The sequence below is a fragment of the Corynebacterium nasicanis genome, from assembly GCF_042658165.1.
Classification (GTDB): domain Bacteria; phylum Actinomycetota; class Actinomycetes; order Mycobacteriales; family Mycobacteriaceae; genus Corynebacterium; species Corynebacterium nasicanis.
This window is the reverse complement of record NZ_JBHSQE010000009.1, coordinates 212,911-225,502: the sequence shown is the minus strand read 5'-3', so window position 1 is coordinate 225,502 and position 12,592 is coordinate 212,911. Positions and strand designations below refer to the sequence as shown.

The window sequence follows — 12,592 nt, the reverse complement described above, 5'->3', positions numbered from 1 at the left end:
CCGGTAACACTGTGACGGCGATTACGATCTAAGGATAAAGAGTACGAAAAAGGTGACCCTCATGCGCCCTGCCCGGATGCCCACCATCGTGGCCGCTCTCCTGTCCGTCGCGACCTTGTTCGCGTGCGCCCCCGCCGAGCAGAGCGCCGAGCAGAGCGCCGCGCCCACCACCGTCACCAGCACCGCCCCGGCACCCCGCGCCCCGCAGCCGACCCCGCCGGGGAGCACCTCAACGTCGGAGGACTGCACTCCGGGCGATCTCGCGGACAGCGGCTTCGGCGGGCACCTGCGCACCCACCGGATCCTCACCAGCACCGCGGAGTACTTCCACTTCCAGGTCCGGGACAACGCCTACGATTCCTGCCGCGACCTCAGCTGGGTGACGCTCGACGGCACCATCGGGGACATCAACGGCGAGCACGCCCGCCCGGCGGGCACGGTCGTGTTCTTCTCGGGCGCAGACCCGGTGACGGACTATCAGCCGCGGCTGTACGCGGGCGTCGATAATGTGCGCCGCCTGGACGAGAACGCGGCGTTGATCACGTGGCGCCACAACCGGGACCCGCGGACCTCCGAGGAGTCCTACTCGCTGGCCGACGGCCGTCTTGAGGCCATCGGGTATTCCACCCCGAGCGAGCTGCGCCGCACGGTGCCGATCCTCGATCTCCTGCACCCGCCGCTCGATTCCCAGGCGGGGCTGCCCCCGGCCGGCAACGCCCACGGCAGCCCCTATGCCGCGGAATTGCCGACGGGCCGCTACCTCGTGCCCCTCAACAACGAGCACACCCTCCAGTGCGAGCTGGGGCGTGACGACGGCGTCATCGCCGACTGCCACGCCACCTTCGAGGCCCACTGGGACGAGCGCGGGTCGAACCACGTCACGTACACGATCTCCCCGGCGCAGATCACCACCGGCATCGCCAGTGCCCCTCACGCCCGCGACCTGCCGTCGTTGACGCGGGACAGCATGTACCGGGTGGGCACCGCGGTGGTCGACCTGCGGGTACCGAATGTCGCGAAGATCGGCCTCGAACCCGGCCAGGGAGTGCACATCTCCCCCGGCCACGTCGGCGAGATCCGGGACTGACCACCGATTTGACCGGAGTCGTACTGTCGGAGGTATGAATTCCGAGAACACGGTCCAGCGGTGGCTGCTCGTCGCCCCCGCCTCCGTGGCCCTCGGACTGCTCTTCGCGTGGTGGCACGTCCCCGCCGGGTGGATCCTGGCAGGCATCCTCGCCGCCGGTTCCTCTGCACTGCTCAGCGGGGTGGAGCTGCCGCTGAACAAGTACGTCAACCGGGTGGGGCGCGGCACGATCGGCATCCTCGCGGGCCTGCCCCTGGCGGGCGTCGCGCTGGGAGAATTGGCGGGTTTCCTCGCCCCGGGCCTGGTGGTGGCGCTCGTGGTGGTGGGCGCCGGGATCGGCGGCGGGCTGCTGCTGGCCCGCACCGAGCCGGAGATCTCCCGAGAGACGGGCGTGCTGTCGATGCTGGCGGGCGGCTCCTCGGTCATGCCGATGCTGGCGAAGGAGCTGGGCGCGGACTTCCGCTACGTGGCCCTCTCGCAGTATCTCCGCCTGCTGGCGGTGTCGATGACGTTGCCGCTGGTCACCGCATTTTTCACGATGCCCACCGCCGGTGGGGTGGCCGCGCCCGCGCGCAACTGGTGGATGTTCCCCGTGGTGGTGCTCATCGCCTTCTTCGGGATGGATCTGGGGCGCCTGCTGCGCCTGCCCTCCCCCGGCATCTTCGGCCCCCTGGCCATCACGGTGGTCCTCGGGCTGACGCTGCCCGCCGACTGGTCCCTGCACCCGCCGGAGTTCTTCCGCGTCTTCGCCTTCCTGGTGGTCGGGTGGATGTGCGGCGGGGCGCTGTCCATGCCCGCGCTGCGGCTGTTCGCCCGCCAGCTGCCCGCGACGCTCACCTTCATCGTCGGCCTCTCGGTGGTGTGCGCGCTGCTGGCCGTGCCGATCATGCACTGGGTGGACATCACCTACTTCGAGGCCTACCTGGCGACCAGCCCCGGCGCGATCGAGACGGCCCTGGCGCTGTCCTCGGAGGGCGGGGCGGGTCCGGCGGTGGTGGCGATCCAGCTCATCCGCCTGCTCGGGGTGCTGCTCATCGCGGGCTGGCTGCCGCAGATCCTCCGTTTCCTCCTGCGGGGGCGCGCCTGATGTGGCGGTGGGCGGTGGTCGCGCCGGCGTCGATAGCGCTCGGGTGGCTGTTCAGTTCCTGGCACGTGCCGGCGGCGTGGATCCTGGCGGCGATCATCGCCTCCGGCGCGATGGCGCTGGGCACCGGGCGGGAACTGGACGTGAACGTCGCGGTGTACCGCTTCGGCCGGGGTGTCATCGGGATGCTCGCCGGCCTGCCGTTGGTGGGCATTCCCCTGGCAACACTCGGCGGGCTGCTCGTCCCGGGACTGCTGGTGGCGGTGGTGACGCTCGGCATCGGGATCGGCGGCGGGCTGCTGCTGGCGCGGCGGGAGGCGGAGATCTCCCGGGAGACCGGAATCCTCTCCATGCTGGCGGGCGGGGCGTCGATCCTGCCGGTGGTGGCCCGGGAACTGGGCGCCGACTACCGCTTCGTCGCGCTCGCCCAGTACCTGCGCCTGCTCGCCGTGTCCATCTCACTGCCGCTGGTCACCGCGTTATTCCATCACCCGGGCGGGCAGTTCGTCGAGGCCACGGGCGGGCAGCCGTGGTGGATCATCCTCGCCATCGCGGTGATCGCCTACTTCGGCGAAGACCTCGGCCGCCTCGTGCGCCTGCCGGTGCCGAGCGTGCTCGGGCCGCTGCTCATCACGGTCGTCCTGGGCCTCGCGCTGCCGCAGTTCTCCTTCCTCCCGCCGGAGCCCTTCCGCATCGCGGCGTTTCTGGCCATCGGCTGGCTGTGCGGCGGCGCGCTCTCCGTGCCCGCGTTGCGGGTCTTCGCGCGGCAGCTCCCGGCGACGCTCACCTTCATCGTCGTGGTCATCGCCGCGTGCGCAGCCACCGCCTTCCCGCTCGCCCGGTGGCTCGACATCACCTATTTCGAGGCCTACCTGGCGACCAGCCCGGGCGCGCTGGAGACCGTCCTGGCGCTGTCCTCGGAGGGCGGCGCCGGTCCGGCGGTGGTGGCGATCCAGCTCATCCGCCTGCTCACGTTGCTCGTCATCGCCGGGTATCTGCCCCGGCTGCTGCGCTAACGCTTCTCGACGCCCCGCTCCATCACCCACACCAGGATCTGCCCCTCGCCGCGCACCTCGATGTCCGCGACGTCGGTGGCGCGCAGGGCGTCACCTTCGGAGAGCTCGTGCCCGGCCGCCTCGACGGCGCCGGAGATGACATAAAGATGGACGAAGGCGGAGCCGGGGACGGTGACGGGGTCAGCGTCGAGACGCGCGACGTACATCGCGGCGCCGGCGGTGCCGAGCGGGAGCGGCGAGCCCTCCCCCGCGACCTGGAAGAGCCCGGTCTCGCCGGAGAAGTCGTGGCTGGCGTGGAAGGGGGTGGTGCCCAGCTCGTCGGCCTGCACCCACGACTGCACGACGCGGACGGTGCGGCCGCTGGTGTAGCCGCCGGCGTTGATCTCCGCGTGACGGACGCCGGAGCCGGCGGAGATGTGCTGGGCCATGCCGGCGTGGACCTCGGTGACCTCGTCGGATCCGGAGTCGCGGTGGCGGACGGCGCCGTCGACGATCCAGCTGACGATCTCGACGTCCTTGTGGAAGTGCATGTCGAAGCCCTCGCCGGGCGAGACGATGTCGTCGTTGTGCATCATGAGCAGGCCGAAGGCGTTGGCCTCGAGGTCGAAGTTTCCGGTGGCGGGGAAGGACTGCCACGAGTCGACGGCGGCGTCGCGCCAGCGGTCGCGGTCCTGGGAGCGGATGATGGTAAATGTTGTCATGTCACCAAGTCTAGCCTTCCAGCTGACGAACCTCAATAGGCTGCCCGCAGGCCACCGACGCCTCCTCCGCCAACGCCCACGCCTCCTCCCGGTCCGCGGCACGCACGATCCAGAAACCACCCAGCTGCGCACCCTCGTGCGCCGGCCCCTCGGTGACACCGTCGGCGGTGACCACGGCGGCGTCGGGAAGCAACGCGTTGACGTGGACGATGCGCTCGGCGATCCGCTCATTGAAAGCGCTCACCGCCGCGAACGCGGCCTGCATGTCCTCCTCCGCGAGGTAGGGCTGCGAGCCGGGGACATGGTGGACAGAAAGCATGAAGTTCGTCATGCGCTGATTCTATGGCTGCCCCAGGATCCCGGCCAGGGGGAATGTTCATGGGGACCGTATATCGCACCGCACAGCTCGCTGAGCTGGGCATCACCAAACATCGCCGGGAAATACTGCTTCGAGAGGGCCGCCCGGCGGGCGGCCGCTAGTCCAGCAGCTGCTCCCGCAGGATCGACATCGGGATCGAGCCGAGCGACAGCGCACGGGAGTGGAACTCGGAGACCGTCATGCCCTGGGCGACGGCGTCATCGCGGGTCTGCTGCCAGAGCCGCTGGCCGAGGGCGTAGGACGGGGCCTGCCCGGGCCAGCCGAGGTAGCGGTTGAGCTCGAAACGCAGGTTGGCCTCGTCCATCGCGGTGCTCTCGCGGAGGAAGGCCTTGGCGTAGGTGGCGTCCCAGGTCATGGAGCCTTCGGGGACCTTCTTGCCCAGGTGGACGCCGATGTCGAGAACGACGCGGGCGGCGCGGAGACGCTGGGCGTCGAGAAGCCCCATGCGGGTGGCGGGATCCTCGTGGTAGCCGAGCTCCTCCATGAGCTGCTCGGCGTAGAGCGCCCAGCCCTCGCCGTGCCCGGAGTTCCAGCACGCGACGCGGCGCCACAGGTTGAGGTGCGAGACCAGAGTCTGGCCGATCTGCAGGTGGTGGCCGGGCACGCCCTCGTGGAATACGGTGGTCAGCTCCTGCCAGGTGTGGAACTTCTCCTGACCTGCGGGGACGGACCACCACATGCGGCCGGGGCGGGAGAAGTCGTCCGACGGCGGGGTGTAGAAGATGCCGCCGGTGCCGGCCGGGTCGATCTTCGCCTCGATGGTGCGGACCGGCTCGGGGATGTCGAAGGCGGTGCCGTGGAGGGCGGAGACGGCCTCATCGGCGGTGCGCTGCATCCATTCCAGCAGTTCAGAGGTGCCGTGGAGGGTGTAGGCGGGTTCATCGTTGAGCTTGCGGTAGGCCTGGCGGACATCGTCGACGCCGTAGAGTTGCCGGGCGAGGACCTGCTGCTCGGCGTCGATCTCATACAGGCGCTCGAGCCCCCAGGCGTAGGCCTCGTCGAGGTCGACGGTGTCACCGACGAAGAGGTGGGAGAAGCGCTGGTAGCGCTCCCGGCCGACGGCGTCCTCCTTGGGGGCGTGGGTGGCCAGCTGCTCGCTCAGCCAGTCGGCCATCTCGGCGAAGGCCTGCTTGGCGGTCTCGACCTCCGCGGCGTCCTTGTCTAGGCCGATGTCCTCCAGGAGGGAGGGGGATTCCACCAGGTCCTGGCACTGCGAGTACAGCTCGTCGACCTGCCGGATGGGGGCGACGTGCCCGTGCCCGGCGGCCTCGGCGAGCGATTCGCGGTAGCCGGCGAGGGCGGCGGGGACCTTGGACAGGCGGGAGCGGATGGCGTCGATCTGCTCGGGCGTGTCGGTGGGCATGATGAGGAGGGTGTCGCGGATCGTCTGCACCGGCGAGGCGATGTTGTTGAGCAGCGCCAGGTTCTCCCCGTGGTGGTGGAGATCCAGGTCGAGGCACAGGCGGTCGCGGAGGACGGCGGCGGTGACGTGGTCGACCTCGTCGAAGTCATCCTCGTCGTCGGAGTCGTCGGTGCCGTCGTCGAAGGCGTCGACGTCGGCGATCATCTCGCGGGTGCGGTCGGCGACGGCCTCCCAGTAGGCGGGGGAGAAGTCCTGCAGCTCGCCGTCGAAGCCGGGGATACCCCAGGCGGTGGCGTCGGTGGGGGACAGAGCTGCCAGGTCATAGACGAATCCCTCGCACGACGCGTCGAGAAGCGAAGGCGAGCGACTGGTATCAGAACTCATGACAGGGCAGTCTACCGGCGCGAACGCTTTCAGTCCCATTTTCGGCCCGGCGGCCGCCAGTCGGCGAAGGCGTCGAGCACCGCGTCGGGCGTGTCGGCGACGACGAGACAGTCCACGTATTTGGCGCGCAGGAAGCCTTCCTCGACCGCGCGGCGCAGCATGGCGATCTGCGGATCCCAGAATCCTTCCGTATTACACAACGCCACCGGCCCGTGGATGTGGCCGAGCTGCTGCATGGTGAGCACCTCGAAAAGCTCCTCGAGGGTGCCGGCGCCGCCGGGCAGGGCGACGAAGGCGTCGGCGAGCTGCTCCATCCGCGACTTGCGCTGGGCCATCGTCTCGACGACCTCCAGCCGCGTCAGCCCCGGGTGCGCGAGTTCGCGCTCCACGAGCTGGCGTGGGATGACACCGGTCACCGCCCCTCGCTTATCGACGACCGCGTCCGCCACCTCCCCCATCAAGCCGACGGCACCGCCGCCGTAGACGAGGGTGAGATGCCGCGCCGCCAGTTCATGCCCGAGTTCGCGGGCGGCCTGGGTGTAGGCGGGGCGCGCGCCGTGGGAGGAGCCGCAGTACACCGCCACCGAGGTGATGCGGTCGGAGAGGTTGAGCAGCATCGTGCCGGCGGCCGCCCGGTCGACGAAGCCCTTGCGCTCGTAGAGTCGGCGGGCGATGTTGCCATCCTCGACCGACAGGCTCAGCCCCGGCCAGCCGTGGGCGCGGGCGTGCTCGGCGAGGAGGTCGATGAGCTGTGATCCCAGGCCGATGTTGCGGTGACCGGCGGCGACGTTGAGCATGATCTCGGGGATGTCGTCCGCGACATGCCCCCACCCGCGGATGAAGGTGGCCTGGATGAGGCCGACCGGGCGGTCGCCGTCGAGGGCGACGAACCCGGCGTCGCCACGCTCGGGCCGGAATTCGAGATAACGGACCGCGGGATCGGCACCGTGGGTGTTGTCCAGGGCCGCGGCGCGGCGCAGCTCCCGGTCGTCGACGGTCAGCGGGCGGAAAGTCAGTCCCATGACCACCGATTCTATCGCCGGTAGCGTGGGGTGCATGAGCGATCAGTTTGCCGCGGCCCTGGCGCTGGCCCGCGACGCCGCCCGCGTGGAGATCTTCACCGGCGCCGGGATGTCCGCCGAATCCGGCCTGGACACCTTCCGTGACGCCCAGACCGGCCTGTGGACGAAGGTGGACCCGGTGGCCTTCGCCTCCGTCGACTCGTGGGCGCGGGACCCCGCCCCGATGTGGGCCTGGTACCTGTGGCGCGGGACGGTGTGTCGCGGCGCGGAACCCAACGCCGGGCACCGGGCGATCGCCGACTGGGCGGCGCTCGACGGCGTGGAGGTGGGGGTGACCACCCAGAACATCGACAACCTGCACGAACGCGGGGGCGCGGAGGATGTCGTGCACCTGCACGGCTCACTCTTCGCCTACCGCTGCACCATCTGCTCGCGTCCCTGGAAGGGGCGGATCGACTACCCGGCGGAGCCCGTCGCGCGGATGGACCCGCCGGAGTGCCCCCTGTGCGGCAACCTCGTGCGCCCCGGGGTCGTGTGGTTCGGCGAGATGCTGCCGCAGGACGCGTGGGCGCGCGCCGAGGCCCGGATGACGGCCGCCGACCTCGTCGTCGTGGTGGGCACCTCCGGGGTGGTGCACCCGGCGGCCGGACTGCCGCTGCTGGCCAAGCACCACGGGGCGAAGATCCTGGAGATCTCGCCGGAGCCGACCGAACTGTCCCGGGTCGCCGACGTGTCCTGGCGCAGCACCGCCGCGCAGGGGCTGCCGCAGCTGCTCATGGGACTGACGCTGGGTTAGCGCCCGCCCCCACACTTCGTTTGACAACGCAAGGGGACCAATCCCCGAAGTGCTGTCCGCAGATGTCACCGCGGCTTAGACTTGCGGACATGAGAAAGCTCGCGCTCCCCCTTATCGCCGTCCTCACGCTCAGCGCCTGTAGTGACGACAGGCAGGACGTTGTCACAGTCATGACCACGGTGAGCGAGGCTGGTGCAGAGACCACGAGTGAGGGCGAGGGCTGCGCGAATCCCGACGCCACCCTCGAGGACACCGGGCTGTACGACAACATGACGATCGTGCCCTCCCCGATCGGAGACCACAAGGCGCTCCCGACAGACGATGGTGACTATCTCTTCACCTTCACCGACAACAAGATCAGCGACTTCTTCGACCCCTGCCAGCCATTGAGCTGGGTTGTCATCGGTGGGATGTGGGGTGATGAGTCCGGGCCCGGTGGCACCGGCGCCTCCTCCACCGCGGTGACCGTGTTCTTCCACTACGACGAACTGATCACGGACCCGCTGCCTTCATCCAGCAAGCAGATCATGGAGAGCTACCGCGTCGACGACAACACCATCCGGGTAATTCACGGCCAGGCTGCGCGCTCCACCGCCGAAGGCATCACGGACCTCTACAACATCGACCATGTCTGGCGTGACGGACAACTGGTGACCGAAGGCGCCGACGCCGCCGCCTACGAGGCCTACGCTGCGGAGACCACTAACCTCAGGCCCTGAGCTTCAGCCCGCGAGTTCTCCTGGCGCCACTCCCGCGATGCCGGGCGAGCCGGCGCAGAAGGCGGGCCTGCGCCCGGTGCTCGACGACCGGGGCTACCCGTGGACCCGGCCGATCCTGCTGGTCGCGGTTCCCCGCGCTCTCTACGCGGAGTTCGCCGCTGCGGTCACCGCGGATTCACTCACCCTCCGGCCTTGACCACGTGCAGCGTGGCGGTGGTGCTCACCGCCACCTTGCTGCCCACACTGAAGCGGGCGGGTCCCTGCTCGCGGACGGCGAGGGTCTCCCCCGCCCCCTCCAGACGCACCCGGTAGAGGGTCGAGTGGCCGGCGAACTCCACCGAGGTCACCGTGGCGGGCACCCCCAGGCCGGGGGCGTTGATCCGCAGCTGCTCCGGGCGGACGATGACGGTACCGCGGTCGGTGACCCCCTCCGCACGGGTGGCGGGCACCGTACCGAGTGCGCAGGTGACGGATTCCCCCTCGACCACCCCGCGCAGCTGCCCGCAGACGCCGACGAATTCCGCCGCCCACGCCGTGGCGGGCGTGGAATAGACCTCGGTGGGCGTGCCTACCTGCACCAGCCTCCCGGCCTTGAGCAGGGCGACGCGGTCGGCGACGGAGAGGGCCTCATCCTGATCGTGGGTGACCAGCACACCGGTGGCGCCGCGGGCGGCCAGCACCTCACGGACCTCGGTGCGCAGGTGCACGCGGAGGGAGGCGTCGAGGGCGGAGAAGGGTTCGTCGAGAAGCACGAGATCGGGTTCCGGGGCCAGCGCCCGGGCCAGGGCCACGCGCTGTGCCTGCCCGCCGGAGAGCTCCGAGGGCATGCGGCGCGCCAGCTCCGGGATGCCGACCAGCTCGAGCAGCTCGCTCACGCGCTCCGGCACGGGGGCGCGGCGCAGGCGCGGGCGGGAACGGGTGATGCCGTAGGCGACGTTCTCGGCGACGTCGAGATGCGGGAACAGCGAGGCCTCCTGCGGCACCAGGCCCACGCCGCGACGCTCGGGGGCCACGCTGTGGGCGCCGTCGACGACGCGGCGACCGACCAGCTCGACCTGCCCGGACTCAGCCGGGAGCAGGCCCGCGAGCACCCGCAGCAGCGTCGTCTTGCCGCAGCCCGAGGGCCCGAGCACGGCGAGGAGTTCGCCCTCCGGGACCTCGAGGGAGATGTCGTGGAGCACCGGGGTCCGGCTGCGCCCGGGGCCCGGGAAGGCGGCGCTGAGCCCCGTGATCGACAGGGCCGGGGGGCGGGACGAAGTGGTCATCGGGATTCTCCGGGTTGTCGGGCCAGCACCAGCGCGGGGATGGTGGCCACGGCGATGAGCATGAGGCCGTAGGGTGCGGCACCACCGTACGCGGCGATGTCGGTGAGCTGCCACAACCTGGTGGCCAGCGTATCGGTCCCCGTCGGCCGCAACATGAGGGTGGCCGGCAGTTCCTTCATCACGGTGAGCGCCACGAGCATCGCGCCGGCCGCGATGCCGGGCCAGGCCACCCGCCCGGTGACCTCTGTCCAGGTCTGCCACGGGGAACGGCCGAGGATGCGGGAGGTCTCCTCCAGGCGGACCGGCACCTGCGCCACGGCGGTGCGCACGGACCCCACCGCCTTGGGCACGTAAAGGATGCCGTAGGCGATGATGAGCAGCCCGATGGTCTGGTAGAGCGAGGGCACCACCCGCAGTGCCAGATAGACCATCGACAGACCCAGCACGATGCCCGGCAGGCCGTGGCCGAGGAAGGTGGCCGTCTCCAGTCCGGCGACGAGGCGGGTGCGCTGGCGGGCGGCGAGGATGCCCACCGGCAGGGCCAGCAGCGTGGCCACCAGCGCGCCGCCCAGGCCGAGGAGCACCGTCGTGCGCGCCGCGGCCAGCAGCCGCTCCACCTCGACCTCCCGGCCCGCGACGCTGATGATGAGCCGGTGGACGAGCACCGCCACCGGCATGCCCACCGACGCCAGGAACACGGTGCCCAGGGCCAGCGAGGCGAGCACCTGCCCGCCGCGGGAGAGGGCGAGGGGCGCGGCGTCGTCGCCGCGGACACGGAGGGCGGTGACGGGGCGTCGCAAAGCACGCTCCGCGGCGACGACCAGCAGCGCGAGGACCACGAGCAGCAGCGAGAGCACCATCGCCAGCTCACGGTTGAAGGTCCCCGAGAAGGCCGTCTGCACGGCCGGGGTGAGCGCCGGGTAGCGCATGATGGCCACCACGCCGAACTCGGAGATGGAGTAGAGCGCCACCAGCAGCGCCCCCGCCCCGGCCGCCGGGGCGACCTGCGGCAACGTCATGGTGAGGAAGGCGCGCAGGGGGCTCCGGCCCAGAGTGCGGGCGACCTCCTCGATGGAGGTGTCCGCCCGCCGGAGCGCGGCCGCGACCGGCAGGGTGACGTACGGGGTGGACACCAGCACCAGGACCAGCACCGATCCGATATATCCACGCAAGGGGGTGCCGCTCACCCACGCCAGGCCGGCGACGTAGGAGGGGATGGCCAGGGGCAGAGCCGCCGCAATCCACCACCAGCGGCGCCCCACGAGATTCGTGCGCACCAGCAGGAAGGCGGTGGGCACCCCGATGAGGACGGTGCCCACCGTCGCCCCCGCCGTCAGCAGGAGAGTGTTGATCATCAGCTGCAGGGTGCGCGGCCGCTGCAGCGCACCGGTGATGCGCTGCGGATCTGCCGCGAACACCTCGGTGAGCAGGAAGAGCAGCGGCGTGGCCACGACCGCCACCGTCACCACGGCGAGGGTGAGCAACGCGGGATGCGCCCGGCTGAGCCGGGTGCGGCGCAGGCGCGGCAGCGGCGGGCGGCACTGCTGGAGCTGTTCAGAGGTGGCCCGGGAACGGCCGAAAGGCCGACGCGCGGATGCGCGGCGGCCCGGGGGCGGGTTGATGCTCATTAGTCGACGGTCAGACCGGCCTCATCGATGAGGGCGGCACTCTCCTCGACGGTGCCCAGCTTCGCCAGATCGACGTCGGGCGCCTTCATGGAGTCCAGCGGCGGGACGCCCTCCGGACCGGCGATGCCGGTGACCAGCGGGTACTCGAAGGTCTCCTGCGCGAAGTAGGTCTGCGCGTGCTCGGAGAGCAGGAAGTCGACGAAGGCCTGGGCATCCTCGCGGCCGGCACCCTTGGTGAGGACACCGACGCCGGTGGCGTTGATCAGCCCGGCGAGGTCGCCGTCCGCGCCCCACTTGAGCTGGGCGCGCATGTTCTCCGCGCCCTTCTCGGCGGCGGCGGAGTACCAGTAGTAGTGGTTGATGAGGCCGATCTGGACCTCACCGTTGTTGACGGCCTCGAGGATGTCGCCGTTCTTCTTGTAGGTCTTCGGCTCGTTGGCGGCGAGCTTCTCCAGCCACTCGCGGGTGGCGTCCTCGCCCTCGGTCACGCGCATGGCGGTGACGAAGGCCAGGAAGGAGGCGTTGCCCGGCGCGACGCCGATCTGGCCCTTCCACTTCGGGTCGACCATCTGCTCGACGGTGGCCGGGGCGTCGGCCTCGGTGACGGTGTCCTGGTCGTAGGTGACCACGCGGGCGCGGCCGGTGATGCCGACCCACTCGTTGTCCTCCGAGGAGTAGCCGTCGGCGACCAGCGCGATGGTCTCCGCGGGCAGCTCGGTGAGCATGCCCTGCTCCTGCAGCAGGCCGAGGGCGCCGGCCTCCTGGGAGAGGAACACGTGCGCCGGGGAGGCGTCGCCCTCGGTGAGCAGCAGCTGGGCCTGCTCGGCGGTGGAGCCGTAGCGGACCTCGACCTCGATGCCCGTCTCCTCCGTGAAGTCCTCGATGAGCGGTGCGACGAGGTCCTCGGAGCGGCCCGAGTAGATGACGAGGGTGCCCTCGTCCGCAGCAGCGGTGCTGGTGGCGCTGGAGGCCGTGGTAGCGGTCGTGCCGGTGCTGTCGCCGTTGCTGCAGGCGACGAGTCCGGCCGCTGCGCCGCAGACCGTGACGGCGGCTGCGGCGAGGCGCGTGGTGAAGCGCATGTGTTCCCCTTGCGTGAGGTGGTGAATGAATGCCATAGGTTCGGCGCGCGAACGTAGGTAAGGCTAACC

General features: G+C 70.5%; 13 protein-coding genes. 6 read left to right on the top strand and 7 right to left on the bottom strand.

Features of this window, described 5'->3' with window-relative positions:
* Positions 1–61: 61 nt before the first annotated feature.
* From ACFPUZ_RS09745 to ACFPUZ_RS09735, 3 genes are read left to right on the top strand one after another with little or no spacing between them, the layout of a single operon-like run.
* Entirely contained in the window at positions 62–1,087 is a 1,026-nt protein-coding gene (locus ACFPUZ_RS09745) for a hypothetical protein (RefSeq protein WP_377001724.1), read from the top strand.
* A gap of 34 nt (positions 1,088–1,121) precedes the next feature.
* Entirely contained in the window at positions 1,122–2,174 is a 1,053-nt protein-coding gene (locus tag ACFPUZ_RS09740) for an AbrB family transcriptional regulator (RefSeq protein ID WP_377001723.1), read from the top strand.
* Positions 2,174–3,187: an AbrB family transcriptional regulator gene (locus ACFPUZ_RS09735; protein ID WP_377001722.1), complete on the top strand. Its 1,014-nt coding sequence runs from the start codon at positions 2,174–2,176 to the stop codon at positions 3,185–3,187. Before ACFPUZ_RS09740 ends, ACFPUZ_RS09735 begins: the two co-directional genes overlap by 1 nt.
* On the opposite strand, the gene ACFPUZ_RS09730 is transcribed toward ACFPUZ_RS09735, so the two are convergent.
* The 4 genes from ACFPUZ_RS09730 to ACFPUZ_RS09715 all read right to left on the bottom strand — a co-directional run bounded on the left by ACFPUZ_RS09730 (position 3,184) and on the right by ACFPUZ_RS09715 (position 7,036).
* On the bottom strand, positions 3,184–3,888 hold the full coding sequence (locus ACFPUZ_RS09730) for a pirin family protein (protein ID WP_377001721.1): 705 nt from the start codon (positions 3,886–3,888) through the stop codon (positions 3,184–3,186). The genes ACFPUZ_RS09735 and ACFPUZ_RS09730 overlap by 4 nt on opposite strands.
* A gap of 10 nt (positions 3,889–3,898) precedes the next feature.
* Positions 3,899–4,219, bottom strand: a complete 321-nt coding sequence (locus ACFPUZ_RS09725; protein WP_377001720.1) for a YciI family protein — start codon at positions 4,217–4,219, stop codon at positions 3,899–3,901.
* Between the two features lie 145 nt (positions 4,220–4,364).
* Positions 4,365–6,014 carry a DUF885 domain-containing protein gene (locus ACFPUZ_RS09720; protein WP_377001719.1) on the bottom strand — a complete coding sequence of 550 codons (1,650 nt, stop codon included), beginning with the start codon at positions 6,012–6,014 and terminating at the stop codon, positions 4,365–4,367.
* 29 nt (positions 6,015–6,043) lie between these two features.
* Positions 6,044–7,036, bottom strand: coding sequence for a TIGR00730 family Rossman fold protein (locus tag ACFPUZ_RS09715; protein WP_377001718.1), 993 nt, complete (start codon positions 7,034–7,036; stop codon positions 6,044–6,046).
* 34 nt (positions 7,037–7,070) lie between these two features.
* Between ACFPUZ_RS09715 and ACFPUZ_RS09710 the strand changes: the two genes are divergently transcribed.
* The 3 genes from ACFPUZ_RS09710 to ACFPUZ_RS09700 all read left to right on the top strand — a co-directional run bounded on the left by ACFPUZ_RS09710 (position 7,071) and on the right by ACFPUZ_RS09700 (position 8,747).
* Positions 7,071–7,832, top strand: coding sequence for an NAD-dependent deacylase (locus ACFPUZ_RS09710; protein WP_377001717.1), 762 nt, complete (start codon positions 7,071–7,073; stop codon positions 7,830–7,832).
* Between the two features lie 89 nt (positions 7,833–7,921).
* Positions 7,922–8,551: an LppP/LprE family lipoprotein gene (locus ACFPUZ_RS09705; protein ID WP_377001716.1), complete on the top strand. Its 630-nt coding sequence runs from the start codon at positions 7,922–7,924 to the stop codon at positions 8,549–8,551.
* A 37-nt stretch (positions 8,552–8,588) separates the two neighbouring features.
* The gene (locus ACFPUZ_RS09700) at positions 8,589–8,747 is read left to right on the top strand and encodes a hypothetical protein (RefSeq protein WP_377001715.1); all 159 of its coding nucleotides are present in this window, start codon (positions 8,589–8,591) and stop codon (positions 8,745–8,747) included.
* On the opposite strand, the gene ACFPUZ_RS09695 is transcribed toward ACFPUZ_RS09700, so the two are convergent.
* The 3 genes from ACFPUZ_RS09695 to ACFPUZ_RS09685 are packed head-to-tail and all read right to left on the bottom strand — an operon-like array spanning position 8,731 to position 12,523.
* Positions 8,731–9,816 carry an ABC transporter ATP-binding protein gene (locus ACFPUZ_RS09695; RefSeq protein ID WP_377001714.1) on the bottom strand — a complete coding sequence of 362 codons (1,086 nt, stop codon included), beginning with the start codon at positions 9,814–9,816 and terminating at the stop codon, positions 8,731–8,733. The two genes, ACFPUZ_RS09700 and ACFPUZ_RS09695, sit on opposite strands and share 17 nt — an antisense overlap.
* Positions 9,813–11,444 carry an ABC transporter permease gene (locus tag ACFPUZ_RS09690; protein ID WP_377001713.1) on the bottom strand — a complete coding sequence of 544 codons (1,632 nt, stop codon included), beginning with the start codon at positions 11,442–11,444 and terminating at the stop codon, positions 9,813–9,815. The genes ACFPUZ_RS09695 and ACFPUZ_RS09690 overlap by 4 nt, the downstream gene beginning before the upstream one ends.
* Positions 11,444–12,523, bottom strand: coding sequence for an iron ABC transporter substrate-binding protein (locus ACFPUZ_RS09685; protein ID WP_377001712.1), 1,080 nt, complete (start codon positions 12,521–12,523; stop codon positions 11,444–11,446). The genes ACFPUZ_RS09690 and ACFPUZ_RS09685 overlap by 1 nt, the downstream gene beginning before the upstream one ends.
* Between the last annotated feature and the right edge of the window lie 69 nt (positions 12,524–12,592).

Coding starts and splice junctions, on each gene's coding strand:
- ACFPUZ_RS09745 (WP_377001724.1), top strand. CDS start 62: ATGCGCCCTGCCCGGATGCCCACCATCGTGGCCGCTCTCCTGTCCGTC.
- ACFPUZ_RS09740 (WP_377001723.1), top strand. CDS start 1,122: ATGAATTCCGAGAACACGGTCCAGCGGTGGCTGCTCGTCGCCCCCGCC.
- ACFPUZ_RS09735 (WP_377001722.1), top strand. CDS start 2,174: ATGTGGCGGTGGGCGGTGGTCGCGCCGGCGTCGATAGCGCTCGGGTGG.
- ACFPUZ_RS09730 (WP_377001721.1), bottom strand. CDS start 3,888: ATGACAACATTTACCATCATCCGCTCCCAGGACCGCGACCGCTGGCGC.
- ACFPUZ_RS09725 (WP_377001720.1), bottom strand. CDS start 4,219: ATGACGAACTTCATGCTTTCTGTCCACCATGTCCCCGGCTCGCAGCCC.
- ACFPUZ_RS09720 (WP_377001719.1), bottom strand. CDS start 6,014: ATGAGTTCTGATACCAGTCGCTCGCCTTCGCTTCTCGACGCGTCGTGC.
- ACFPUZ_RS09715 (WP_377001718.1), bottom strand. CDS start 7,036: ATGGGACTGACTTTCCGCCCGCTGACCGTCGACGACCGGGAGCTGCGC.
- ACFPUZ_RS09710 (WP_377001717.1), top strand. CDS start 7,071: ATGAGCGATCAGTTTGCCGCGGCCCTGGCGCTGGCCCGCGACGCCGCC.
- ACFPUZ_RS09705 (WP_377001716.1), top strand. CDS start 7,922: ATGAGAAAGCTCGCGCTCCCCCTTATCGCCGTCCTCACGCTCAGCGCC.
- ACFPUZ_RS09700 (WP_377001715.1), top strand. CDS start 8,589: ATGCCGGGCGAGCCGGCGCAGAAGGCGGGCCTGCGCCCGGTGCTCGAC.
- ACFPUZ_RS09695 (WP_377001714.1), bottom strand. CDS start 9,816: ATGACCACTTCGTCCCGCCCCCCGGCCCTGTCGATCACGGGGCTCAGC.
- ACFPUZ_RS09690 (WP_377001713.1), bottom strand. CDS start 11,444: ATGAGCATCAACCCGCCCCCGGGCCGCCGCGCATCCGCGCGTCGGCCT.
- ACFPUZ_RS09685 (WP_377001712.1), bottom strand. CDS start 12,523: ATGCGCTTCACCACGCGCCTCGCCGCAGCCGCCGTCACGGTCTGCGGC.